The organism is Paenibacillus sp. GM1FR, from assembly GCF_002803315.1.
Taxonomy (GTDB): Bacteria; Bacillota; Bacilli; order Paenibacillales; family Paenibacillaceae; genus Paenibacillus; species Paenibacillus amylolyticus.
Map to the genome: position 1 here is coordinate 384,042 of NZ_MKZL01000054.1, position 22,173 is coordinate 406,214.

Below are 22,173 nucleotides of genomic sequence, written 5' to 3' on the forward strand. Positions count from 1 at the left end.
ACTTTTTGAACAACCTCTAATATGCATTATTCTGCTGTAGACTCGTGTACATAATTTGCATGAATAGAAGTATATCACACAACGGTGGGAAATACAGCCAATCTGCATAGCATGTCAGGTCACAACCTTCACAACTTGAATCAGGATTTGCCCAGCAGCAATGATAAAATTCCCGCCGCAATCAATGGACCCACAGGTACACCCTTGAACAGGGCAACCCCAAGTACCGTTCCGATTAACAGCCCGGCAACGACAGTTGGCTGTGTACCCATCAACGTAGCGCCACGTCCTCCGAGATATGCCACCAGTAAACCTACGCCAATGGCGAGCAGTGACTTCCAGTGCAGGAAAGACTCACCGATCGTCTGCAGACTCATCTTGCCACTGGCAAGAGGTGCCATCACGCCAATGGTCAGAATGATAATGCCCAGTGTAAGTCCGTATTTTTCAAGCCATGGAAATGCCTGATTCAGGTTCAGGACTCGTAGCAACAACAGAAATACCATCGCTACGGTCACAGGTGTGTTGCTGCTGATAATCCCAAGAGCCGCAAATACGAGCAACAGCAGGGAAGTCATATCCATTGTTTTCATTTCCCTTCAGTCTGTCCACGTTGTTTGCTAACGATATGTTCCGCAATGTAACGTCCATGCCAGCGCCCGGATTCAATAAAGACTTCATTGGCATTACGCCCCGAAGCGATGACTCCGCCCACATATACACCAGGTACGCTGCTTTCCATCGTTTGTGCATCATATAGAGGTTTATCCATATCATCAGACATCTCCACACCTACCGACGTGAGTAGTTGACGATCTGGACGGAAACCGGTCATTGCCAGTACGAAGTCATTATCCAGTTCCCGAGTGGAACCATCCGTGTGTATCAGACGAATCGAATCATCGAGTATTTCATTCACGCGTGATTCCAGGTGGAGTGTGATATGACCTTTTGTCACCATGCTCTCGAATAGCGGGCGTACCCATGGTTTAATATGCTGGGACAGACCACTACCGCGATAAACCATATCAATATGTGCTCCGACCCGAACCAGTTCCATGGCCGCATCCACGGCTGAGTTGCTTCCGCCAATAATGGCGACACGTGTACGGGTATAAGGGTGGGCTTCCCGGAAGTAGTGAGTTACTTTATCTTTATCTTCTCCAGGGATGCCCAAATAGTTAGGATGGTCAAAATAACCGGTAGCTACAACAACATTGCGTCCAACATGTACGATGGCCTCCCCGCGGCGATTGAGCGTATGTACCTCAAACGTACCATCATCCTTGCGTTTAATTTCACGGGCTTCCTCATAGTTATGAACACGCAGACCAAAATGTTCGGCTACCCTGCGATAATAGGCAAGTGCTTCATAACGAAACGGTTTATCATTAGGTGTGCTGAACGGAACGTTTCCGATCTCAAGCAGCGGGGCTGTGCTGAAAAACTGCATATGGGTTGGATACAGATAAATAGATTGAACGATATTGTATTTCTCAACGATCACAGCGGACAGTCCCAGCCGCTCACATTCAATGGCAGCAGACAGACCGCATGGGCCTCCGCCGATAATAATGACATCTTCCATGTTCTTAATCCTCCTTATTTCAAGCAATATAATCCTACCGTAAATAACGAGCCAATGCCAGTTCAAGCGTGGAGTTTAATTAGACAAGCTTACTTGAAACCAAAGGAGTTGACGTGTAGAAAAGAAAAGACTAATATCAAATTAGATATATATCTAATTGAAAGCGAGATGAACGATGATGCAGCTGGAGAAAATTGTGGCTTATCATAAAGCGTTGGCTGACCCGACCCGGCTTCGCATGCTGCTGTTGTTGGCACAGGGTGAACTGCACGGACAGGCACTTGCCGAGCGGCTGAATCTTTCACAGCCAACCGTGACACATCATGCATCCAAGCTGAGAGAGGCGGCGCTGATTAAGGAACGACGGGAGAAAAATACAGTGTATTTCACACTCAATCCTTCGTTTATCCGCGAGAATGCACAGGCTTCGGTTGATTTTATCTTTAATCGAGAGGAGGTTACGGATATGAGTGATGTGAACGAAACATTGAAAGCGTCGGTCATGAGAAATTTTTTCTCCAAAGATGGACGACTGCGTCAGATTCCGGCTCAATACAAGAAAAAACTGATTGTACTTGGTCATCTGGTCGAGCAGCTTGAATTTGGTCGGAAGTATACGGAAAAAGAAATCAATACATTTATAAAGCAATACCATGAAGACTTTGCCACGATTCGTCGGGAATTTATCATGCATCAGTTCATGTATCGGGAAGAGGAGATCTACGAATTGAATCCGAAGGAAATGTGGACACGCTGGGATCAGGTTAAATAGAGTAGCTGGTGGTAAAAAAAAGTTTGGGCTTGACAACTGTTAAGCTCAGTGTGTAACATAATGGATAATTCTACAAGGGAGGCGATTGTTTATGACAAATTTAAATGCAGTATACGTTAATTTGAATATGAACAGCGTCTCCGGAACGGATCAAAGCATGTAATTTTGCGTTAGATGGATAGCAGTATCCATTGTAACGTGAAGTATCGCATGCTCAGATGAAGCCACGGGTGACGCACCCGTGGCTTTTTTGTTTGCCGATAAAAGGGTGTTCCTGAATTGTTTATATCGGAGGGTTAAGTATTTTATCCGGTAGATCTACAAGAAGGGATGATCTTTGATTCGGCTAACTACCTATTGCCACGGGTGTATTTCTACTCGTGGTTTTTTGTTTTGATCTGAACCGGAGATGATTGTTCACTCGGCTTGAACGAAGTAAACAACTTATTTTGGGAGGAATTTTTATTTTAGATAACCATATTGAGAAGTACGGCTGGTCAGCAAAGTGGCAGGAACTGTGGCAAGAGACAGGGATGGAAGAGCAGGAGAAAAAGCCAGCCAGAATTATCGCAGACCATGGACATCTGCAACGTTTGATAACAGAAGAGGGCGAATGCTGGGGAAGGATTTCGGGCCGAATGCGTCATGATAGTCTGGAGACCAGCTTGGCACCAGCGGTTGGAGATTGGGTGGCCATTACAGGTCAGGCAGGTGAAGAAGCAATTATTCACAATCTGGTGCCCCGTCGGAGCAGGGTATCAAGACAGGCGGCAGGTCCAGTGACCAAGGAACAATTAATCGCCGCAAACGTAGATACACTGTTAATCGTGGCTGCACTTAATCATGATTTCAACCTTAGACGACTCGAAAGGTACGTGATGATGGCCTGGAATGGTGGCGTAAGGCCAGTCATTGTTCTGAGCAAAAGTGATCTGTGCAACAATGTGGAAGAACAGATCCGAAGTGTAGAAGGGATTGCTCCAGGCGTTGAAGTGCTTGCGATATCTGCAGTGGAGGGTCAAGGTAAATCCTTACTGGAACGATATTTGCAGCCAGGGCTGACTGTTGCGCTCACAGGATCTTCTGGCAGTGGCAAGTCTACGCTGGTGAACTGGATGATGGGTGAGGATGTGCAGCTTACGCAATCCGTTCGCGAGGGAGACAGTCGGGGGAGACATACGACAACACACCGGGAGATGTTTGTACTTCCACAGGGAGCCGTATTGATCGATACTCCAGGAATGCGCGAGCTTAATCTCTGGGATGAGGGCAATGATGGGCTGTCGCATGCGTTTGGAGAAATTGAAGAACTTGCCGCCACGTGCCGATTTCTGGATTGCAGTCATACACGGGAAGCTGGATGTGCAGTGAAAGAAGCCATACAGGATGGTTCATTGGATGAAAAAAGATTGAATAATTATCTGAAAATGCAGAAGGAATTGCAATATCAGCAGCGCAAGGAAGAAGTGGCATCCAGAAGGCGTACCGCTTCCAGTAAACCGGCCAATAGTCGCAAACCCAAGCACTCCCGTAGTGTGAAAGAGTGGGAGGAAGCCTGAAATCAGGCGGGCATCATCCGGTATCTTGCATAAGATAGGTCAGGAGGGATGTCATTATGCCAGATTACAGGATTATTGTAGATCTGTCTGACCACATGTTATATCTTCTGGACGGCAACCAGGTGATTAAGGGCTATCCTGTGGCCACCGGCAAGATGCTCACGCAGACTCCAAACGGGGAGTTCACTATTATTAACAAACAATCGAATCCAGGTGGGCCATTTGGCGTGCTCTGGATGGGGCTGTCTGCTCCCCATTATGGCATACACGGGACCAATGAGCCCTGGTCTATTGGCAAATCCGTCTCCCACGGTTGTATACGCATGTACAACTCGGATGTACTGGATCTGTCTTTCAAGGTATCTGTAGGCACGAGAGTAACGATCCGGCCGTAGGGCCGGATTTTACTTTTATAAAGGCAGTTCAAAAAGTCCACTTTTGATTACGAATGATGCCTAGGCGCATCAGGACTGAAGTGGATGAATTTGGAATTATAGAAAGAATAACATATAATATGGTAAAGCTGCGGCAGTTACGAGAGAAAGTGAGTGATAGCTATGCTGATCAGGCGGGCGCGTGAAGGGGATGCGCAGGGGATAGCTCATGTACATACGGAGAGTTGGAAAACAACATATCGGGGAATTGTGCCTGACGATTTTTTGGATCATTTGACTATAGAATCAAGATTGCCCCAGTGGGAGAAGACCATTCGTTCTGGCGAAAAGGATCAGATCTTGGTGGTAGCTGAACAGAATGATGGGAACATTGTCGGATTTGCTTGTGGGGGTAAGGAGCGTGAAGGAAAATTACCTTATGATGGAGAGTTGTATGCTATATATTTGCTGAAGGAAGTACAACAAAAGGGGATAGGTCAGCAACTGGCGACACATGTCGTTCATCATCTACAGACCCACAATATGAAACGTTTGATCATATGGGCTTTGGAGCGTAAATCAGCTTGTGGCTTCTATGAAAAGATGGGAGGCACTCCAGTCCAGACACAGTCCCTCCGCTTTGGTGGTCAAGATCTGATCGAAGTTGGCTACGGATGGGAAGACTTGAGCCTCTTTGGAGAGAAGAGCCTGCCCGACTGTTGAAAGACGTCCAGATGGCGAGAGAATAGTGTGGGTTGTATTGTTTCCTTAAGTTTAAAGAATGGAAGAGTTAATTCAGATCTTCACGTTTGCGTAATTCTGAACAAGGTTAATGATGTATTACACCGTGATGCAGGTGTGACATTTAATCTTGATCAGGAGGCGTATTCACATGACTTTAATGGACACTGAACATACAACATGGACGAAACAATATATTAATGGCAGCTGGGTAGATGGCTCCGGTGAGAAAACAATGGAGAATATCAATCCTTATTCGGGAGAAGTAATTGCCACATGGCGCTCTTCCAATAAGAAAGACATAGATAAGGCTTATGAGTCAGCTCAGAAAAATTCGGTTGAATGGGCGAAATCATTGCCTGCTGCGAAAGAAGAGGTATTGCGTAAAGTTTCATCCCTGATGGCGGAGCGCAAAGAGGAGATCATTCAACTGTTGATCACGGAATCCGGGAGTACCCGAATCAAATCGGAGGCGGAGTTTGCAGCGGCTAAACGCATTGTGGATGAAGCAGCATCTTTTCCTTATCGAATGAAGGGTGAGATTATTCCGTCCAATACCCCTGGCAAAGAGAACCGTGTGGTTCGTGAGCCGAAGGGAGTGATTGGTGTTATCGGGCCATGGAATTTCCCTTTGCATCTATGCCTGCGATCTGTAGCTCCAGCGATTGCTCTTGGTAATGGTGTGGTGATTAAACCAGCATCAGACACTCCGATTACGGCAGGTTGGCTCATTGCCGATTTGTTTGAACAAGCCGGTCTGCCTGAGGGCGTGCTGAATGTCGTTGCGGGAAGTGGCAGCGAGATCGGGGATTACTTTGTCGCTCATCCGGTTCCCAAAGTAATTTCATTCACGGGTTCCACCGAAGTTGGACAAGGGATCGGTAAACTGGCGGGTGAACATTTAAAAGAAACGGCACTGGAACTGGGTGGCAACAACGCCATGGTTGTGCTGGAAGATGCGGACATTGAACGTGCTGCCGAAGCGGCGGTCTTTGGCAAGTTTCTGCATCAGGGACAGATCTGTATGGCTCTGAATCGTATCATTGTGCATGCCGATATTTACGATAAGTTCGTCGATTCATTTGTAGCCAAAACGAAGAATGTCCAGGCAGGTGATCCGGCGGATGTTAACACACTCGTGGGTCCTCTCATTCGGGAAAAAGAGGTAGAACGATTACAGGAGCTTGTGAACAAAACCAAGGCCGAAGGTGCACGGTTAATGCTCGGGGGGACCAGTAAAGGCAGCGTGCTGTCTCCTACTGTACTTGCCGATGTTAAACCTGAACAGGATATCGTGCAGCAGGAATTGTTTGGCCCAGTGGCAGTGATCATGAAGGCTCATGATGAACAGGAAGCTGTACGTTTGGCGAATGATACGCCTTATGGACTTAGTGGTTCCGTATTCACCCAAGATCTGAATCGAGGATATCAGGTTGCCCAGCGCATTGAATCGGGTATGGTGCATGTAAATGATCAGTCTGTGAACGATGAAGCGCATGTGATGTTTGGCGGTGAAAAAGCTTCAGGGATTGGACGTTTCGGTGGGGATTGGGCGATTGAGAAGTTTACACGTACTCGTTGGATCAGCATTCAGCACCAATATCGGGAATATCCGGGAGTGAAATAAGTCGAAAAAGAGTAAATTAGCAGGGGCATTTATGAATGATTAGAGTGGGTTACAAAAAGATCGACAAATCATGCGAAAGTCCGTCTCCAGCTTGGTGGGACGGGCTTTTTGCACAATATTACACCTTGGCAAAATACGACTTAATATAAGAGTGGAAAAGCTGTTTGGGGCTGACGCTATCTGGTTATTTATGGATACACGGAAGAATCGATCCGTAAATCCAATGGCAAAGGGGCTTTAAATTCATGTCCATTGACCGCTTTATTCTGAGGAAACTGAATACCTGTCAGGAAGAACATACACGTGCCAATTTGGTTCGGCTGTTTGTCATTCGTATTCGTAAAGCCGAGATTGCGGAAGAACATGATGCCGCCTATGTCCTGAGCAAACTACACTGAGTGATGGCTGATAATAATTGCGATCCGCTGTTAACGTGTATACAACTCAAAAAAGGAAGCTTGTCTATAACGACAGCTTCCTTTTTCATGTCTTGTAATGACTGTGTCTTACTTGACTCCTTTTAATATAACGATAAAGCAAGGGAGTCGTTTTCACTTCGACTGTGGAGAATGGCTTCTCCATTAACAATCTCAATACTAATTAAAGAATGCAGACATTTTTGAATGGCGCGTTTACCGTTGCTAATTTTATGCTCAAGAGCACTGCTAAGCAATCTTAATGTCTTCTGCATAGGTTGTTTGTTTTCTTGATTAAAATATACAGGGATTGATTTGTTTTGAAAGGTTATTAGGGTTCTCACTTGAAATCACCTCACGGTTGTTATTTCATACAGCTAATATTAAATTCCAATGCTTAAAATTACCTTAAAATCAGCTTATGAAAACATAAAGGTGGGTAATGTTTGAAAAGTGTTCACAATTCAATTGTGAGCGAAGGAATAAAAGTCCTGAAAAACGTAACTTAATTACCATTTAAATGGAACAAAAAACGATAGTTTTCGTATCCTCGCAATATTTAATTGCATAACTGCCACGAAAGTTCTGAGTCGAATGTACGATATTTTAATATATACGTGGGTCATATGTAACAAAATTACAGGTGGTACATTGCAAACAGGGTGTTTATGTAAGAAAATAGGGTTGATATAACGATTCATTCTCTTTTTTTTGATTTAATCTGACATTAGGACAATTTACATATGAGACCATGGGAGGGATTCGGATGATTCTAACCGTGTATTCCGGCCGCGAGGAAGGAGAATGGTTCGACATCGATGTTCCGGACGAATGTACCATCGAACATTTGAAGACATTACTCGGCGTTCGCATTTTTGGACAGGCACCGGGAGACGGCATTCAGTACATCCTTGAAGCCAAGTTTCCAGAAGGTCTGTGGTTCTCTCCGCAGAACGCACAGCAGTTAATGGAAACAGGGCTGCGACAGGGCAGTTGCGTACGTGTCCAGCGGGCTTTTTCAACGACTTCGGAAGAAGCGCCTGTATATGGAAGACGTTCATTGTTTCAGCAGGACAGCAACGAATAGGGCTTTTGAACGTATACATTCATTATTGAACGAACTAAAGGAGGTCTTCTCTTCGTGAATGTGTTATATCAGCGTTCTCCAAGAATGACACCGGTTCTCAAGGAAGAGAGACTCGAAATACTCAGGCCTCCAACAGAACCGAGCAAACCCACGTTTTCCATGATATCCATTATTGTGCCGATCATGATGACCATGGTCAGCATTGGTTTCTACGTATATATCAATATGACCGGCAAAATGAATAACAGCAATTATATGATGTTTCAGATGATGACGGTCATGATGATGCTTACTTCTTACACCATTCCATTCTTCGTGTATCTGAGCAACAAGAAATCATATCGCAAAAAATTGGAAGAACGAAAAATAATGTATCTTGCCCAACTGGACAAACACCGGGAAGAACTGAAAGAAGCTCAGGCGGAGCAAGTGAAGAGCCTGTACGAAATTCATGGTGATCCGGGTGTGTGTCTTCAAGTGGTGAAGAACCGGAACAGTTCCTTGTGGGAGCGTTCACCAGAGGATGATGATTTCCTTCAGGTGCGCATTGGTACGGGAGAGATTCCATTCCGAATCAAACTTCAGGTTCCGCGGATTGATGGTTATGAGAAGGATGAGCTGATTGAAGCGGCCCATGAACTTGCGGCTGAATTCCAGACGGTACCGGATGCTTCCATTACATTGCCTTTGTTCCAATCGAAGGTTATGGGACTTGTCGGTGATCGGGAGGAAGTGCTTGCTTCCCTGCGAGTCATCATCTCACAACTGACGGTACGCCATTCCCCGGATGAACTGAAGCTTGCTGCTTTCTATGAAGAAAAGGACAGCAAGGAATGGGACTGGCTTCGCTGGATGCCCCATATCTGGGATGAAGACCAAGGACAACGCTATATGGCCGACAGGCACAGCGGTGCGCATCAATTGGCGGACAGCTTGTTTTCCGTGTTGAATCGGCGTCGTAACAATAAGGAAGACCGCTACAAGAAAAGCGTACAAACGCCGTGCTACGTTGTAATTCTCTCCGATACGCAATTAATTGAAGAAGAACCGTTGCTTCCGCTGCTGCTGGAGTCGGCTCACGAGATTGATGTATGCACCATCATACTGGCTAATCGCAAGGAGTCTCTACCGATGCATTGTCAGTTGATCATGGATGCCTCCAAAGGCAAAGGGGTGTATATCAAAAAAACGGAAGATGCGGATGTTATTCAACAAACGTACAAGCCTGATGTGATCTCGAAGGAGATGGCAGAGGCGCTTTCCCGTTATATGTCACCGATCCGGTTGAAGCGGTCATCTGCTTCAGATATCCCGCAAGTGCTTCCGTTATTCGATATGCTGAGTACATCACGCGTGGAAGATCTGGATGTGGTGTCCAGGTGGGGACAGACGAGATATCCTGATACGCTGCCTGTACCAATGGGTGTACGCGCTGGTGGCAAAAAAATTGCGATAAACCTGCATGACAAAATTGAACGTCAGGGTCATGGTCCCCATGGTCTGATTGCAGGTACAACTGGTTCAGGTAAAAGTGAAGTTATCCAGTCCATCGTAGCTTCACTCGCTGCAGAATTCCATCCACATGATCTGGCCTTCATGCTGATTGACTATAAAGGTGGCGGGATGTCCAATACATTTGTTGATCTGCCTCATGTGGTAGGGACAATCACCAATCTGGATGGGAATTTGATCGAGCGGGCGAATATTTCACTTCGTGCCGAACTGGTCAGAAGGCAAAAAATATTAAATGATGCGGGAAACCTCCAGCATATTGATGAATATTACAAGATTCTGCGTTCCAGACATGAACAGCCACTTCCACATCTGGTTATTATCATTGACGAGTTTGCTCAATTGAAGCGGGACCAGCCGGAGTTCATGGATGAATTGATCAGTATCGCGGCCATTGGCCGGACACTTGGGGTTCATCTAATTCTGGCAACCCAAAAGCCAGCCGGTGTTGTGGACGATAAAATATGGAGTAATTCGCGCTTCCGGATCTGCCTTCGCGTACAGAGTGAGGGAGATAGCAGGGATATGATCAAGATTCCGAATGCTGCCTGGATTACAAAGCCTGGTCGTGGATATTTCCAGGTTGGTAGTGATGAAGTGTTTGAAGAAATGCAATTCGCTTGGAGTGGTGCACCGTATAACCAGCAGGAGGATTCAACAACGGTATTGCCTGTTATGGAAGTGCGCCTGAACGGTAAGCGGGAGCCTCTGTTAACTGGAGAGCGCAGAGCCGTTCTCAAAGGTGAAGATGTTCCGAAACAGCTTCAGGTATTTATTGATTATGTTGCGCAGTCTGCAGCGGATGCGGGTATCCGTCGTTTGCCAGGACCATGGTTGCCACCTTTACCAGAGACACTGGAATGGGAAGGTCTTCAGGAATGGCAGGAAGAAGAGAATCGGGATCTGCTGCTTGATGGCGGAGCGAGTGGTCTGAAACCACTGGTTGGTTTGCTGGATGATCTCCCTAATCAGCGCCAACAACCGCTCGCATTGCCTGTGGATCAAGGCCATCTGGTCGTGTACGGTATGCCAGGACTGGGCAAAACAACATTTGTTCAGACCTTGCTTATGTCTTTGGCCCGTTCCCATAGAACTGAGCCTTGGCATGGTTACATTATCGACATGGGCCGTATGATGAAAGACTTTGCAGCACTACCTCAGATCGGTGGTGTGATGATGGCTGAAGAGGAAGACCGGATCAAGCGGTTATTCCGCTATATTCTCAAGCTGTCAGCACAACGCAAAGATATCATCTCGGAGGCGGGGGTTAAAACGATTTCGGCGTACCGCCGGACAGCTCACGCGGCTGTCCCGCAGGTTGTGGTCGTTATCGATGGTTATCTTTCATTCCGCAATGCCTATCCGGAAGAGAATGAACTTCTGGAGACGATCCTGCGTGAAGGCGGAAGTCTGGGTATCACCTTTGTGCTCACAGCCAATCGGGTAACAGATGTATTTGAAAAATTCAGAAGCAATATTCCCAATGCGGTTTCATTTGAGTTATCCGATCCAAGCGATTATTATTATGCCGTGGGAAGACCTTCCAAGGCCCCAAGCCAACTTCCGCCAGGAAGAGGTCTGGTCAAAGGGCAAGTGCCTCCGTTAATGTTCCAGGCGGCATTACCCTCTTCAGGGGCAGATGAGGGCAAGCGTTCATCGGCACTGCGCCGTACGATTGCTGAGATTCGCCAAGGCTGGACAGGGGAAGAAGCGCCGCAGATTGCTCCACTTCCGGAAGAGATCAAACTGAAAGATCTGCTCATTCGGACAGGATCATATGGTCAGGCTTGGGATACATCGTCTGTAACTGTCCCTGTGGGATTGCTTACGGATGATCTGGAACCATTCGAGCTTAATCTGCGTGAAGGTCCGCATTTCATGGTAACGAGTCCGATGGAAGGCGGCAAAACGACATTTTTATTGACATGGATGTTATCACTGGCTTATCATGCTTCTCCGGAAGATGTGCAAATATACACAGTAGATATGCGTTATGGCTCAGGTGGGCTGGGGGAAATCAGCAGTTTGCCCCATGTCCGTGGACATGTATCGCGAGAAGAACAGCTTGCGCCTGTCATTCAACAGTTGTACGATGAAGTTCTGAAAAGAGGCGAGATTTCCGGTGGACCGGAACTTGTGCTCGTCATCGACGATGCGGACACCTTGTCCAAGCAGTTAAACGATTTTAATGTGAAAGATCAATTGGGAGCGATTGTTCGTCAAGGAAGGGATCGCGGTGTACACGTGATTCTATCCGGAGTTCCGGCAGACTTCCCAACTTTTGGTTCTGACTGGGTAACGGATGTGAAGGCTTCCCAGAGTGGAATGCTGTTCGGGACTTTAGACCCTAACGATCTCTCGTTCTTCCGTATACCTTATTCCGAATCCGGAGGTAGTTCAGGTGGGCTGAAGGTACTGCCTCCGGGTCAAGGTTATTATGTAAAACGTAAATATTCCAGGGTTAAAGGTGCAGTTCCATGTGATGACAGCTGGAAAATGACCGATTGGATTTCTGAAATTCGTGACCGATGGCATGTTGTAGTTTGAGGGGAGGTGGCTCATAATGTTGACGGTTCATGATTCTAAGCAAAAGGTAGTCACGTTGCAAACAAAGGAACTTTTTTTCCTGGCTGGTATTCTCGGTTCAGACCGACTGCTTGGTGTGGAAGATCCGTTTCGCGGCTATATGGCGGAGGATATCGCGATGGAGTGGGAGCGTGTCAAAACCTCCTTGCTTGACAAAGGATATCTGATTCGGGATCAGGATACCGATGAGCTGATCATGACACCGACCGTTTTCTCCAGGGTAGCCATTGCCGGATTGTCCGACAGAGCTTGTTGGATTCGCTACACGATCAACGGCAAGTCGTATGAGAGTTATATACATTGCACGGATGAGCGGGTCGTTGAAGTTTCCCGTGTGGACGACGTACCGGACTCGTTCCGGCTCAGCGATCTGGGAAGTGTTCGTGAAGCCATTGATGTTCTGATAGAGCGGATGAAATGGAGCGGCCATTCTCCTGCGGAGAAACCGGCCCTAATGTGCTCCAAGAAAAAATTTTATGATGTCATGAATGAGCTCGAAAACAGCGGAGTACAGACCGTAGCAGCGGAACTCGAACAGGAGACAAGTGATCCTGAGGGCTCACTTGCACTGGCACGCTGTCTGGTGGGTAAGGAGTCAGACGGGGAGCTTAGGTTGCTTGTATGGAATGAAGACGGGTGGAAGTCGCAGTCGGCAGCATTTGCTGCAAGTGCGGTATCCAACTGGTTGTTCCGGATGAGCACTGCGGCTTCAGATGATTGGCTTGTTGCAGCACTAACGACTAGAGAACAGTTTCACGAGATGCTGCTGGACTGGCTTAAACAGCCTGCAGGGGAAGAGGAAAGGTGATGGTAAATGCGCATTCGTGTGGAACCGGATGTGCTTCGGGCACTGAGCAAGCAGATTCAGTATGCAGCGGAGCAAATACAGCAAAAGATGACAGTGTTGGATCAGGCGATTCATTCGCTGGAGTGGGAGGTTGAATCCCGCGCAGCGGTGATGAATGAATGGAATCACAGTAAACGACTGGGCGAGGATGCGCTGCGTCGATTAATGGACTTAAGCGTACAGCTGGGACGCAAAGCGTTGTTATTCCAGCAGGCAGACATGGAGTATCGTTCCGTGCTGAGTCATGTGAACACAGCCTATGGTAATGCGGTCAATATGCTGAATGTTCTTCAGAACAATCGTACAGGAGAAATCATGCCTGCACATTCTGCAACTGTAGCTGTAGTATCCGATCCCCTTTCCGCAATGGCGGCCGTATATCGTGTACAGGATGCCGCTCCGCCTGATGGCTCCCCGGCTACACTGGTGCAGGCTATGCAGCCTGAGCCTGTAGCATGGAGATTCACAGATCCTTCCTTTCGGGGAAGAAGAGGGACCGAGCCTGTTGTTTCCTGAACAGGGTGAATAAAAGTAACAGCAGAAAGTGAATATTTTTTTGTAAATAGGCTGTTAGGAGAAGTTTCAAGTGCTGAAAATGGGGTAAATAGGATTAGGTCCTTCGGCTTTTGTCCGATCGATCCTGGTATAGTACAATTTGAACAAGTAAAAATTTAATTGCACAAACCAAGGAGGAATTTACAAATGGCAGGACGTATTTTAGTTACCCCAGAGCAGCTTGATCAGGTTTCCAACCAATTTAAACAAAGCGGTGAGCAAAGTCAGCAAATCGTATCTACATTGACTCAATCCATCACAAGCATGGAAGGACAATGGGAAGGTATGACAAAGCAACGCTTCTTCCAAGAGTTCCAAGAAGCTAGCAAACAAATGCAATCATTCGTTCAAACGCTGAACAGCATCAGCGCTGAACTTACAGCTATTGCTAACAAATTCCGTACAGCTGACCAAGCTCGTTAATCTGCTTTACATAGATCAGGCCGATGTGAAGTCTGAATTCGTCCTGAATTATAGGTGGATAGCAAGCTGAAGATGTACAACTACAGCAAAAACCGGGCGTTTTCACAACACCCGGTTTTTGTTGCAACTATGACACTAGGACAGAGAGAGGGATAAGCATGTCTTTTCAACCAAATCCCGGGGATGAAGTGGTGATTAACGACATTGCCTATACGATTGGGCAACATCCGGCTGCGCCGGGTCTGGCTTATGCCCAAGCCGGAAGGCAGGGGATTGTTTATCAGTTGTTACCCCGAAATGGTTCCATTCATGGGGCTAAAGCACTAAAAGTATTTTTTCCTAAATTCCGTATTCCGGCTATGGTATATCAGTCTGAGCATATGGAGTCTTATAGTGAACTGCCAGGTTTGCAGGTATGCAAGCGTGATGTGCTCACTCCGGAAAGAAACGGAGCGCTCATTGGAAAACATCCCGATCTGTTATATGCGGTGTTGATGCCATGGGTGCAAGGTCAGACCTGGTTCGATGTGATCAGTGATCAGAGACAGTTGACGGCTGAGGAGAGCCTGAAGCTGGCTAGAGCGCTTGCTGGAACAGGTTCGGCTATGGAACAACGTGGACTGGCTCATTGCGATATGTCCGCTCCCAATGTAATGATTCCGTTTTTTTCCGAAGTGGAGAACCTGGGGAAGATGTCTGCGGTAGAACTTGTGGATGTCGAGCAGATGTACGGTTCAAAGATGGATCGTCCGGATGCCCTGCTTGCCGGTTCACCCGGTTATGCAGCTCATCGAACAGTGCACAGCGGTTTGTGGAGTTCATATGCTGACCGATTTGCCGGAGCGGTTATCATTGCTGAAATGTTAAGTTGGTCCGACCCTGTGATTGTAGAGAAAGCGTGGGGCGAAAGTTATTTTGATCAGCATGAAATGCAAACGGTGAGTGAACGGTATTATGCGATGCGGGAGTCCCTTGAGAAGCGTTGGGGTTCCAAACTGTCCGATCTGTTTATTCGAGCTTGGGAAAGTCACGATCTGAGCAGTTGTCCGACGTTTGGTGAGTGGTATGTTGCATTGGCTGCGGTAGACGTGGATCAGGCCAATGCAGCGGCTGCTGTGACAGCGGAAGAAGAAGCTGCCAATTCGTCCGAAGCTGATGTGAATCTGAAAAAGAGCTCAGAACCAGTAAGTGAACCGGTGAATACGCAAGACGGGAACCGTCCTCAAACGCCGCACTCTCCCGATCAGGAAGCGGTTGTGAACCGTCTGTTCCTGCAAGCAAGAGCCCTGGAGGATGAAGATAAACCGGCTGCAGCACTGGAAGTGTACCGCTCGCTTTATCATTTTATTCCTCATAACAGCGCGATGCAGATGGAAGTAGAGGCTGCAATTAAGGAACTGGATGCAAAGCTTAATCCAAAAGAAGACACAGACAAACCTGTACCTGTGCCATTCTACAGATCCAAAAAGTTCATGATTTCCTCCGCTGTGCTTATTGTATTGCTGGCAGGTGGCGTGCCAACCGTCAAAATACTCGCCGATCAGGCAGAGGTGAAACAGAAAGAACAGCAGGAAGCCACACGACTGGCAGATATCAAAGCTGCGGAAGAGGCTGAAGCAGCAAAGGCAGCTGCGCTCAAACAGCAGGAAGAGCAAGAGAAGCAAAAGGCCGCAGATGCTGCAAAACTGGACGCAGAGGAAAAGAAAAAGCTTGCTGAAGCCAAACAGAAGGAAGCTGAAGCAAAGAAAAAAGAAGAAGAACGTAAGGCGTTACAGGCCAAGTACGACAAACAGGCGAAATATGAGGCCTTTCTGGTGAAGCAGGAACAGCAGAAGAAAGAAGCGGCTAAGAGAGCGGAGCAGGAAAAATACGATAAACAGGCAAAATATGAAGCTTATCTGGTCTGGAAAAAAGAGAATGATGCGAAGCTTGCAAAACAGGAAGCCGAGCGTAAAGCGGCAGCTGAAGTTAAACGTCAGCAGCAGATCGCTCAGAAAGCCGCGCTCAAGAAAAAACGCGCCCAGAATGTGGTCACGCTGATTGCTCATTACAATAAAACGTATAACGCACAAAAAGGCAGAAAAATTGAAAATGCGGAATCGTATGCTCGTGATTTCAAAAATCTTTACAATACCGATGCTTCCTATTTCAAAGGTGTTGGCAAAGTAGCCGCTCGAATGAGTGCCATTAACAAATTCCTGAGCAACAACAGTTACAAGTTGCCCAACTTATAAATTAATGTGAATGATGGAGGTGACTCACCCTAGATGAACTACACGATTCAAGCATCACAGCGTACACCTGCACTTATTATATATTTAATTGATATTAGCGCCTCCATGAACATGGTTCTGGAAAATCGTCGACGGATTGACGTCGTCTATGATGCCTTATCTCTCGCGATCCGCCAAATGGTATTTCGGTCTACCAAGGGAAATCGTCTGACACCTCGCTATCGTATAGCCATATTGGCTTACAGCGATGATGTATATGACTTGTTGAACGGAATCAAAGGAATTGATGAGATCGCTGCCGTTGGTTCTTTGCCTGACCTGACTCCGAGAAGGTTTTCAGATTCTGCGAAGGCTTTCCTGCAGGCGGAAAAGATTCTACAGGCCGAAATTCCAAATATGCAGGATTGTCCTGCGCCACTTGTATGCCACATGACCGATGGGGTAGCCACAGGTGAAGATCCCGAACCTATTGCAAAAAGAATTATGGGTATGAGTGTACCTGACGGCAATGTACTGGTGGAGAATATTTTTATATCGGATCATTTGCTTGAAGGACCAATTGCTGAACCTAGAAGATGGAAGGGAATCTCTTCGGAAACGAATCTACAGGATGAGCATGGAGAGAAGCTGCGGAATATGTCATCCGTCCTACCCGAAAGTTATCGGGAAATGCTTGTTGAAGCTGATTATTTGCTTGCACCCGGTGCACTCATGATGCTGCCAGGTACATGTGCAGAATTGGTATCAATCGGGTTCCAGATGTCCGCTGCTACGCCTGTGAGATAGGAGGGGAATCATGAGAGCGATGCGTTTGGCAACATTGTCTGCTGGAGATAAGGGGGGCCATGCCGAGCAACGGCATGGCAACTTTCGCTATGTGAGTGTACAGACCGGGGAACAGCCGCTAACTCGCTATCAAGGCACATTCAAGTGCAGATATGGTTATGGCAGAGCGGCTGAGACGGTACATCAGGGAGATACCGGACAGGATTTTGCTGCGGTACGTATGAAAGGGAATATCTGTAATTTTGTTTTGTGTGATGGCGTAGGCATGAGTTACCTGGGCGATTTTGCAGCGCGTTTTCTAGGGAATGCTTTGCTGGATTGGTTGGAAACGACGCAACACACAACGGTAGAGGGTGTTGAGCGTCTTCTCCATGATCTTACCCTTCCCGCATCGGAGCAATTGGAGAAATTACAGCCACTGGAAAGTTCCCCTTTGTTGCTGCGTGAAGTGTTGATGGAAAAGCGAAGTCGGGGCAGTCAGGCCATGTATGTCTGTGGGCGGATTGAGCTCACGGGAGGCGGCCGCAAAAGTCGGGTGTGGCTTGCGTGGCAAGGAGATTCCCGTATTCGCCTGTGGCGTAATGGTCAGGAACAGTCTGAATTATTTCAGACTCACTGCAAGACAAATGAGCGTTGGTCTACCCTTGAAGGACCTGTTGGTGGTAAGCCGCACATCTGCGAGATGAAAGGGTCCGCAGGAGATTCACTGCGTCTTCAGTTATATACGGATGGACTGAACGACCTGGATGCCATTCAAGCCTATGTCCCGGATGAACACATTCAGGTATTGCTGGATGCGACACATACCGGCGGTCTTGAAGATGATGCCGCTTTCATTGAGCTAGAATGGTGAGTGCCAGTCATAAAGTTGTGGACCGATCCTGATGTTGCTGTGACATTGGTGTAGATCAAAACTGTGAAAAAACTTGTTGGTGTTGATTTAAAAGACACTCTTTTTGGGTAATCTTGTGAAGAATTGGCTTTCACGATGAGCTTGAACGTACATTCTTACATAATTGCTAAAATGAAGGAGTGGGATGGATAATGACACAGCATAACGGCAAGTCACGGTTCCAAGGCAAGGTTGCGATTATTACCGGAGCAGGCTCCGGGATTGGGAAAGCCACTGCGGTCAAGCTGGCTAAAGAGGGTGCACATGTTGCATTGTTTGATCTGGTGAATGATCGGATCTCGGAAACGGAAGCAGAGATTAATGCGCTGCACCCCGGTGCGGCAAGAGCATTTGATGTAGACATTTCCGACCCGGCACGTGTGGAAAAGGCTGTACTGGAAACCGTTGAGTTATTCGGCGGTTTGGATATTGTTTTTGCCAATGCGGGCATTAACGGTGTATCGGCACCGATTGAGGAAATTCAGGTTGAAGATTGGCAACAGATTATTACAACCAACCTGAATGGTACGTTTTTCACGATTAAATATGCATTGCCTCACGTGAAAAAACGGGGTGGCGGCAGTATTATCATCACGAGTTCGATTAATGGCAATCAACGCTTCTCAAGCTTTGGCATGTCGGCATACAGCACGTCCAAGGCAGGACAGGTTGCTTTTGCCAAGATGGCTGCGCTTGAGCTGGCGAAGTTCAAGATACGTGTGAACGTGATCTGTCCAGGAGCGATTGCAACAAATATCGATCAAAGTACGGTCAAAACGGATGATCTACAGCAGATCATCATTCCGATGGAGTTCCCGGAAGGACAGCAGCCGCTGGCGGACGGGCCGGGTCAGCCGGAACATGTTGCCGATCTGGTAAGTTTCCTCGCATCGTCCGAATCCAGACATATTACCGGAGCAGAGATCGTTATTGATGGTGCCGAATCATTGCTCAGCTAAGTGAGTATCCTGGATAAATTTCATTTTTGCTAAGGCGTGTCTTAGGGTGTGTCTGCGATAGTCGTTCCTCTGGAACGGCTTTTTTTGTTATAATGCTAACATTCGAATAGAGATACTGAAGAGCAGTAGGGTACATTCATTAGGAGCGATTATATGCATATAGAGTTACCGATACAAGAGGTTATTCCGGAGTTAAGACAGTTATTTCGGGATCAAGATACAGGTGTGTTAATTGCAGAGCCAGGAGCGGGAAAAACGACTGTTGTTCCGCTGGCTTTGCTGGAGGAGCCGTGGGTTGCGGGACGGAAAATCATTATGCTGGAACCCCGAAGGCTGGCTGCGCGTTCGGCTGCATCGAGACTGGCGGCTACGCTTGGAGAAAAAGCGGGTCAGACCGTAGGATATCGTGTACGCATGGATACCAGGGTGAGTCAGGCGACGCGTATTGAAGTTGTGACGGAAGGGGTATTGACCCGGATGTTGCAGCAGGACCAGGGTCTTGAGGATACGGCGATGATTATATTTGATGAATTCCATGAGCGGCATCTACACGGGGAATTGGGCTTGGCCCTGGCATTAGAATCGCGAGCGATGTTACGTCCAGATCTAAAATTGCTGGTGATGTCGGCTACCCTAGATCCTGTTCCCGTCTGTGCATTGCTTGGCGAAGGTACAAGATCAATTCACTGTCCCGGACGCACGTTTCCGGTGGAAACTCGATATGTACCGAGACCGGCAGCTACGCAGTTGGAACAATTCACGGCTCAGACGGTGGCCAGGGCATTAGCCGAACAGGAGGGAGACGTGCTTGTTTTCCTTCCAGGGGCTAGAGAGATACACCGTACAGAGCGGGAGTTATTAAACGGTTCTCTTCCTGGACATGTGAAAGTTCATTCCCTGTATGGCAGTATGCCGGTGGAACAACAGGATGAGGCCATACGGCCGGCGGCTGAGGGGTCGCGCAAAGTTGTGCTGTCCACTTCCATTGCGGAATCCAGTCTCACACTTGCTGGAGTTAAGATTGTGGTGGATGCAGGGCTAAGTCGTGCATCGGCATTCTCGCCGCGGACAGGCATGAGCCGACTTGTCACCCTGCCGGTGTCCAAGGCGTCAGCCGATCAACGGCGGGGTCGTGCAGGGCGAATTGCCCCGGGGGTGTGTTACCGGCTATGGAGCGAAGAGGTTCATGGGGGACTGCCTGAGGCAGCTCGCCCGGAGATCACCTCCGCGGATCTTGCGCCGCTGGCGCTGGAGCTTGCCGTCTGGGGTGTCCAGTCCCCAGCAGAGCTAAGATGGCTGGACACCCCGCCTGACGCCGCCTACGGCCAGGCACAGGCGCTGCTGCGCCAGCTGGGCGGCCTGGACGACGCAGGCCGCATCACGCCCTTCGGGCGGCGGATGAACACGCTTGGCGTGCATCCGCGACTGGCCAGCATGTTGCTCCGCGCAGCGGAGCTTGGGCTGGCCAGCTACGCCAGCATGCTGGCGGCACTGCTGCAGGAGCCTGCCGGCCTCCGCAGCAGTGGCAGTGCAGGCGCGGGCACGGACCTCCGCCCGCGCGTAGAGGCGCTGCTGACCGCGGACAGCAGCGGCATGCCGCAAGCGGCAGCGGCTGTCGCAGACGGCGCGGCCGTGCGGCGCATGCTCCAGGAGAGCCGCCAGCTGCGCTCGGCGCTCGGCCCGGCGGCCGATCCGGTAAGGCCGGATGAGGACAGCTGCGGATTGCTGCTGTCCTTCGCCTATCCGGACCGGATCGGGCAACGCCGGGAGGACGGCCGCTATCTGCTGAGCAGCGGCCGGGGCGTACGGCTCGCAGCGACAGAATCGCTGAGCCGTGCAGCGTATCTGGTCGCAGCCGAGGCAGACGACCAGGGCGCAGATGCGCGCATCCTGCTGGCTGCGCCGTTGCAGGAGCAGACATTGTTGCAGGCAGGTCAGCACTTGCTGCACGATGAAGTGCAAGTGGCCTGGGATTCCAACACTCGCAGCGTGCGCGCACATAAGAGACTTCGTATTGGAGCCCTTGTGATTAAAGAGAGCAGTATTGCACAGCCGCCTGAAGATCAGGTGCTGGAAGCACTATTATCCGGGATACGGATGGAAGGGCTGGATTGTCTGCCCTGGACAAAAACGTCCAGACAACTTGCGGACAGGCTACGGTTCCTGCATCTCCATTTACCTGAGTGGCCTGACCTGATCGAAGATGATCTGACCGAAGAGTTGGCAGAACATCTTACCCCTTATCTGACAGGCATGCGATCGGCAGCCGACCTGAAGAGATTGTCAATGCAGGATGTATTACTGGGTGGATTGAGCTGGGCGCAACGACAACAACTGGACGATGAAGCGCCGACGCATATACAGGTGCCCAGTGGCTCACGTATTCCTGTGGACTACAGTCGTCCAGAGGACCCGGCGCTGGCAGTAAGATTACAGGAGATGTTTGGACAACAGGAGACACCGCGTATAGCGGGTGGGCGAGTCCCGTTGACCATCCACTTGTTATCGCCAGCTCAGCGACCTGTACAGGTTACACGAGACTTGGCCAATTTCTGGCGAGAGACGTACTTTGACGTCAAAAAAGATCTGAAAGGTCGTTATCCGAAGCACTACTGGCCGGATAATCCACTTGAAGCGGTCGCCACAAATCGAGCCAAACCACGGGGCAAATAGATGAATTATTTCGTTTTTCAAATATCAACGATTTGGTTCCCAAAGGGCGCGTATCAGGGTTAGACTCTGCTGAACAACAGTCAGTTTTGTAGCTGATCGAATCATTCTCTGTCTTAAAGAATCACCCTTTAACCAGGACGTGTCTCCAAACTCGCTAACGTGCATCTTCTACTATCTTTTCGCTCCATGTTACGTCACTTTGCCTTTTCGTCCCATGCTGCGTCACTTTCCCTTGACGTGCCCCGGCACGTCTGCTAAAAACTTCCGGCATGGAAGGAGAATTCGGCAAATCTGCTTCTTTAGAGGTTGAAGGCACACCCCAGAGCGTATCTTCAACCTGCCGAAGCCAAAGCGTAACTGGAACGTGCCTGGAGCAGAAAATGGGGCTGAACATGGAGCAGAACATAGAGCAGAGCGCTAGCTATGATGAACGTAACCGCAAAAAATAGCCCTCCATATTGCTGCACATCGTAGGTTAAAATGGACAGTAAGAAGACCACCATTTCAGAGCTACACAGCAAAGGAGAGCTATCCCTATGAAG

Annotated in this window: 20 protein-coding genes; 16 read left to right on the forward strand and 4 right to left on the reverse strand. The window is 48.4% G+C overall.

Features of this window, described 5'->3' with window-relative positions; translation table 11 throughout:
- Nucleotides 1–140: 140 nt before the first annotated feature.
- Nucleotides 141–584, reverse strand: a complete 444-nt coding sequence (locus PAEAM_RS25970; protein ID WP_036609212.1) for a DUF441 domain-containing protein — start codon at nt 582–584, stop codon at nt 141–143.
- 5 nt (nt 585–589) lie between these two features.
- On the reverse strand, nt 590–1,588 hold the full coding sequence (locus PAEAM_RS25975) for a YpdA family putative bacillithiol disulfide reductase (protein ID WP_076249782.1): 999 nt from the start codon (nt 1,586–1,588) through the stop codon (nt 590–592).
- 178 nt (nt 1,589–1,766) lie between these two features.
- Between PAEAM_RS25975 and PAEAM_RS25980 the strand changes: the two genes are divergently transcribed.
- The 6 genes from PAEAM_RS25980 (at nt 1,767) to PAEAM_RS31990 (ending at nt 7,059) form a co-directional block, all read left to right on the forward strand.
- The gene (locus PAEAM_RS25980; RefSeq protein WP_100529429.1) at nt 1,767–2,360 is read left to right on the forward strand and encodes a DUF2087 domain-containing protein; all 594 of its coding nucleotides are present in this window, start codon (nt 1,767–1,769) and stop codon (nt 2,358–2,360) included.
- A 449-nt stretch (nt 2,361–2,809) separates the two neighbouring features.
- Complete coding sequence (gene rsgA, locus PAEAM_RS25985) at nt 2,810–3,919, forward strand: ribosome small subunit-dependent GTPase A (RefSeq protein WP_100529446.1); 1,110 nt, start codon at nt 2,810–2,812, stop codon at nt 3,917–3,919.
- Between the two features lie 56 nt (nt 3,920–3,975).
- Nucleotides 3,976–4,314, forward strand: a complete 339-nt coding sequence (locus tag PAEAM_RS25990) for a L,D-transpeptidase (protein ID WP_100529430.1) — start codon at nt 3,976–3,978, stop codon at nt 4,312–4,314.
- A gap of 162 nt (nt 4,315–4,476) precedes the next feature.
- Nucleotides 4,477–5,016 (forward strand): GNAT family N-acetyltransferase, encoded by a 540-nt coding sequence (locus tag PAEAM_RS25995; protein ID WP_100529431.1) that lies wholly within the window; start codon nt 4,477–4,479, stop codon nt 5,014–5,016.
- A 169-nt stretch (nt 5,017–5,185) separates the two neighbouring features.
- On the forward strand, nt 5,186–6,661 hold the full coding sequence (locus PAEAM_RS26000) for an aldehyde dehydrogenase family protein (RefSeq protein WP_100529432.1): 1,476 nt from the start codon (nt 5,186–5,188) through the stop codon (nt 6,659–6,661).
- Nucleotides 6,662–6,906: 245 nt separating this feature from the next.
- The gene (locus tag PAEAM_RS31990; RefSeq protein WP_164783094.1) at nt 6,907–7,059 is read left to right on the forward strand and encodes a hypothetical protein; all 153 of its coding nucleotides are present in this window, start codon (nt 6,907–6,909) and stop codon (nt 7,057–7,059) included.
- A gap of 122 nt (nt 7,060–7,181) precedes the next feature.
- Here PAEAM_RS31990 and PAEAM_RS32415 read toward each other — a convergent pair whose 3' ends face one another.
- Nucleotides 7,182–7,421, reverse strand: coding sequence for a hypothetical protein (locus PAEAM_RS32415; RefSeq protein ID WP_074094612.1), 240 nt, complete (start codon nt 7,419–7,421; stop codon nt 7,182–7,184).
- A 422-nt stretch (nt 7,422–7,843) separates the two neighbouring features.
- Here PAEAM_RS32415 and PAEAM_RS26010 point away from each other — a divergent pair, with 422 nt between their 5' ends.
- From PAEAM_RS26010 to hrpB, 10 genes are all read left to right on the forward strand, one after another.
- On the forward strand, nt 7,844–8,164 hold the full coding sequence (locus PAEAM_RS26010; RefSeq protein ID WP_074094613.1) for a hypothetical protein: 321 nt from the start codon (nt 7,844–7,846) through the stop codon (nt 8,162–8,164).
- Nucleotides 8,165–8,218: 54 nt separating this feature from the next.
- On the forward strand, nt 8,219–12,223 hold the full coding sequence (essC, locus tag PAEAM_RS26015; protein WP_100529433.1) for a type VII secretion protein EssC: 4,005 nt from the start codon (nt 8,219–8,221) through the stop codon (nt 12,221–12,223).
- Nucleotides 12,224–12,239: 16 nt separating this feature from the next.
- The gene (locus PAEAM_RS26020) at nt 12,240–13,070 is read left to right on the forward strand and encodes a hypothetical protein (protein WP_047842537.1); all 831 of its coding nucleotides are present in this window, start codon (nt 12,240–12,242) and stop codon (nt 13,068–13,070) included.
- A 6-nt stretch (nt 13,071–13,076) separates the two neighbouring features.
- Nucleotides 13,077–13,625, forward strand: a complete 549-nt coding sequence (locus PAEAM_RS26025) for a WXG100 family type VII secretion target (RefSeq protein ID WP_017689072.1) — start codon at nt 13,077–13,079, stop codon at nt 13,623–13,625.
- A 186-nt stretch (nt 13,626–13,811) separates the two neighbouring features.
- The gene (locus PAEAM_RS26030; protein WP_017689071.1) at nt 13,812–14,087 is read left to right on the forward strand and encodes a WXG100 family type VII secretion target; all 276 of its coding nucleotides are present in this window, start codon (nt 13,812–13,814) and stop codon (nt 14,085–14,087) included.
- A 158-nt stretch (nt 14,088–14,245) separates the two neighbouring features.
- On the forward strand, nt 14,246–16,321 hold the full coding sequence (locus PAEAM_RS26035; RefSeq protein WP_100529434.1) for a protein kinase family protein: 2,076 nt from the start codon (nt 14,246–14,248) through the stop codon (nt 16,319–16,321).
- Nucleotides 16,322–16,354: 33 nt separating this feature from the next.
- The gene (locus PAEAM_RS26040; protein WP_017689069.1) at nt 16,355–17,107 is read left to right on the forward strand and encodes a vWA domain-containing protein; all 753 of its coding nucleotides are present in this window, start codon (nt 16,355–16,357) and stop codon (nt 17,105–17,107) included.
- 10 nt (nt 17,108–17,117) lie between these two features.
- Entirely contained in the window at nt 17,118–17,960 is an 843-nt protein-coding gene (locus PAEAM_RS26045) for a protein phosphatase 2C domain-containing protein (RefSeq protein ID WP_036609194.1), read from the forward strand.
- 191 nt (nt 17,961–18,151) lie between these two features.
- Nucleotides 18,152–18,958: an SDR family oxidoreductase gene (locus PAEAM_RS26050; RefSeq protein ID WP_017689067.1), complete on the forward strand. Its 807-nt coding sequence runs from the start codon at nt 18,152–18,154 to the stop codon at nt 18,956–18,958.
- 153 nt (nt 18,959–19,111) lie between these two features.
- Entirely contained in the window at nt 19,112–21,631 is a 2,520-nt protein-coding gene (gene hrpB, locus PAEAM_RS26055) for an ATP-dependent helicase HrpB (protein WP_100529435.1), read from the forward strand.
- A gap of 332 nt (nt 21,632–21,963) precedes the next feature.
- Here hrpB and PAEAM_RS31995 read toward each other — a convergent pair.
- Nucleotides 21,964–22,173, reverse strand: a 210-nt coding sequence (locus PAEAM_RS31995) for a hypothetical protein (RefSeq protein ID WP_207765603.1), incomplete at its 5' end; no start/stop codon positions are given.

Excerpts from the sequence above, each read along its gene's own strand:
- PAEAM_RS25980 (WP_100529429.1), top strand. The coding sequence starts at position 1,767 with ATGCAGCTGGAGAAAATTGTGGCTTATCATAAAGCGTTGGCTGACCCG.
- PAEAM_RS25970 (WP_036609212.1), bottom strand. The coding sequence starts at position 584 with ATGGATATGACTTCCCTGCTGTTGCTCGTATTTGCGGCTCTTGGGATT.
- hrpB (WP_100529435.1), top strand. The coding sequence starts at position 19,112 with ATGCATATAGAGTTACCGATACAAGAGGTTATTCCGGAGTTAAGACAG.
- PAEAM_RS26010 (WP_074094613.1), top strand. The coding sequence starts at position 7,844 with ATGATTCTAACCGTGTATTCCGGCCGCGAGGAAGGAGAATGGTTCGAC.
- PAEAM_RS26040 (WP_017689069.1), top strand. The coding sequence starts at position 16,355 with ATGAACTACACGATTCAAGCATCACAGCGTACACCTGCACTTATTATA.
- PAEAM_RS26050 (WP_017689067.1), top strand. The coding sequence starts at position 18,152 with ATGACACAGCATAACGGCAAGTCACGGTTCCAAGGCAAGGTTGCGATT.
- PAEAM_RS26035 (WP_100529434.1), top strand. The coding sequence starts at position 14,246 with ATGTCTTTTCAACCAAATCCCGGGGATGAAGTGGTGATTAACGACATT.
- PAEAM_RS31990 (WP_164783094.1), top strand. The coding sequence starts at position 6,907 with ATGTCCATTGACCGCTTTATTCTGAGGAAACTGAATACCTGTCAGGAA.
- PAEAM_RS26045 (WP_036609194.1), top strand. The coding sequence starts at position 17,118 with ATGAGAGCGATGCGTTTGGCAACATTGTCTGCTGGAGATAAGGGGGGC.
- PAEAM_RS25990 (WP_100529430.1), top strand. The coding sequence starts at position 3,976 with ATGCCAGATTACAGGATTATTGTAGATCTGTCTGACCACATGTTATAT.
- PAEAM_RS26030 (WP_017689071.1), top strand. The coding sequence starts at position 13,812 with ATGGCAGGACGTATTTTAGTTACCCCAGAGCAGCTTGATCAGGTTTCC.
- PAEAM_RS26025 (WP_017689072.1), top strand. The coding sequence starts at position 13,077 with ATGCGCATTCGTGTGGAACCGGATGTGCTTCGGGCACTGAGCAAGCAG.
- PAEAM_RS26020 (WP_047842537.1), top strand. The coding sequence starts at position 12,240 with ATGTTGACGGTTCATGATTCTAAGCAAAAGGTAGTCACGTTGCAAACA.
- PAEAM_RS26000 (WP_100529432.1), top strand. The coding sequence starts at position 5,186 with ATGACTTTAATGGACACTGAACATACAACATGGACGAAACAATATATT.
- PAEAM_RS25995 (WP_100529431.1), top strand. The coding sequence starts at position 4,477 with ATGCTGATCAGGCGGGCGCGTGAAGGGGATGCGCAGGGGATAGCTCAT.
- PAEAM_RS25975 (WP_076249782.1), bottom strand. The coding sequence starts at position 1,588 with ATGGAAGATGTCATTATTATCGGCGGAGGCCCATGCGGTCTGTCTGCT.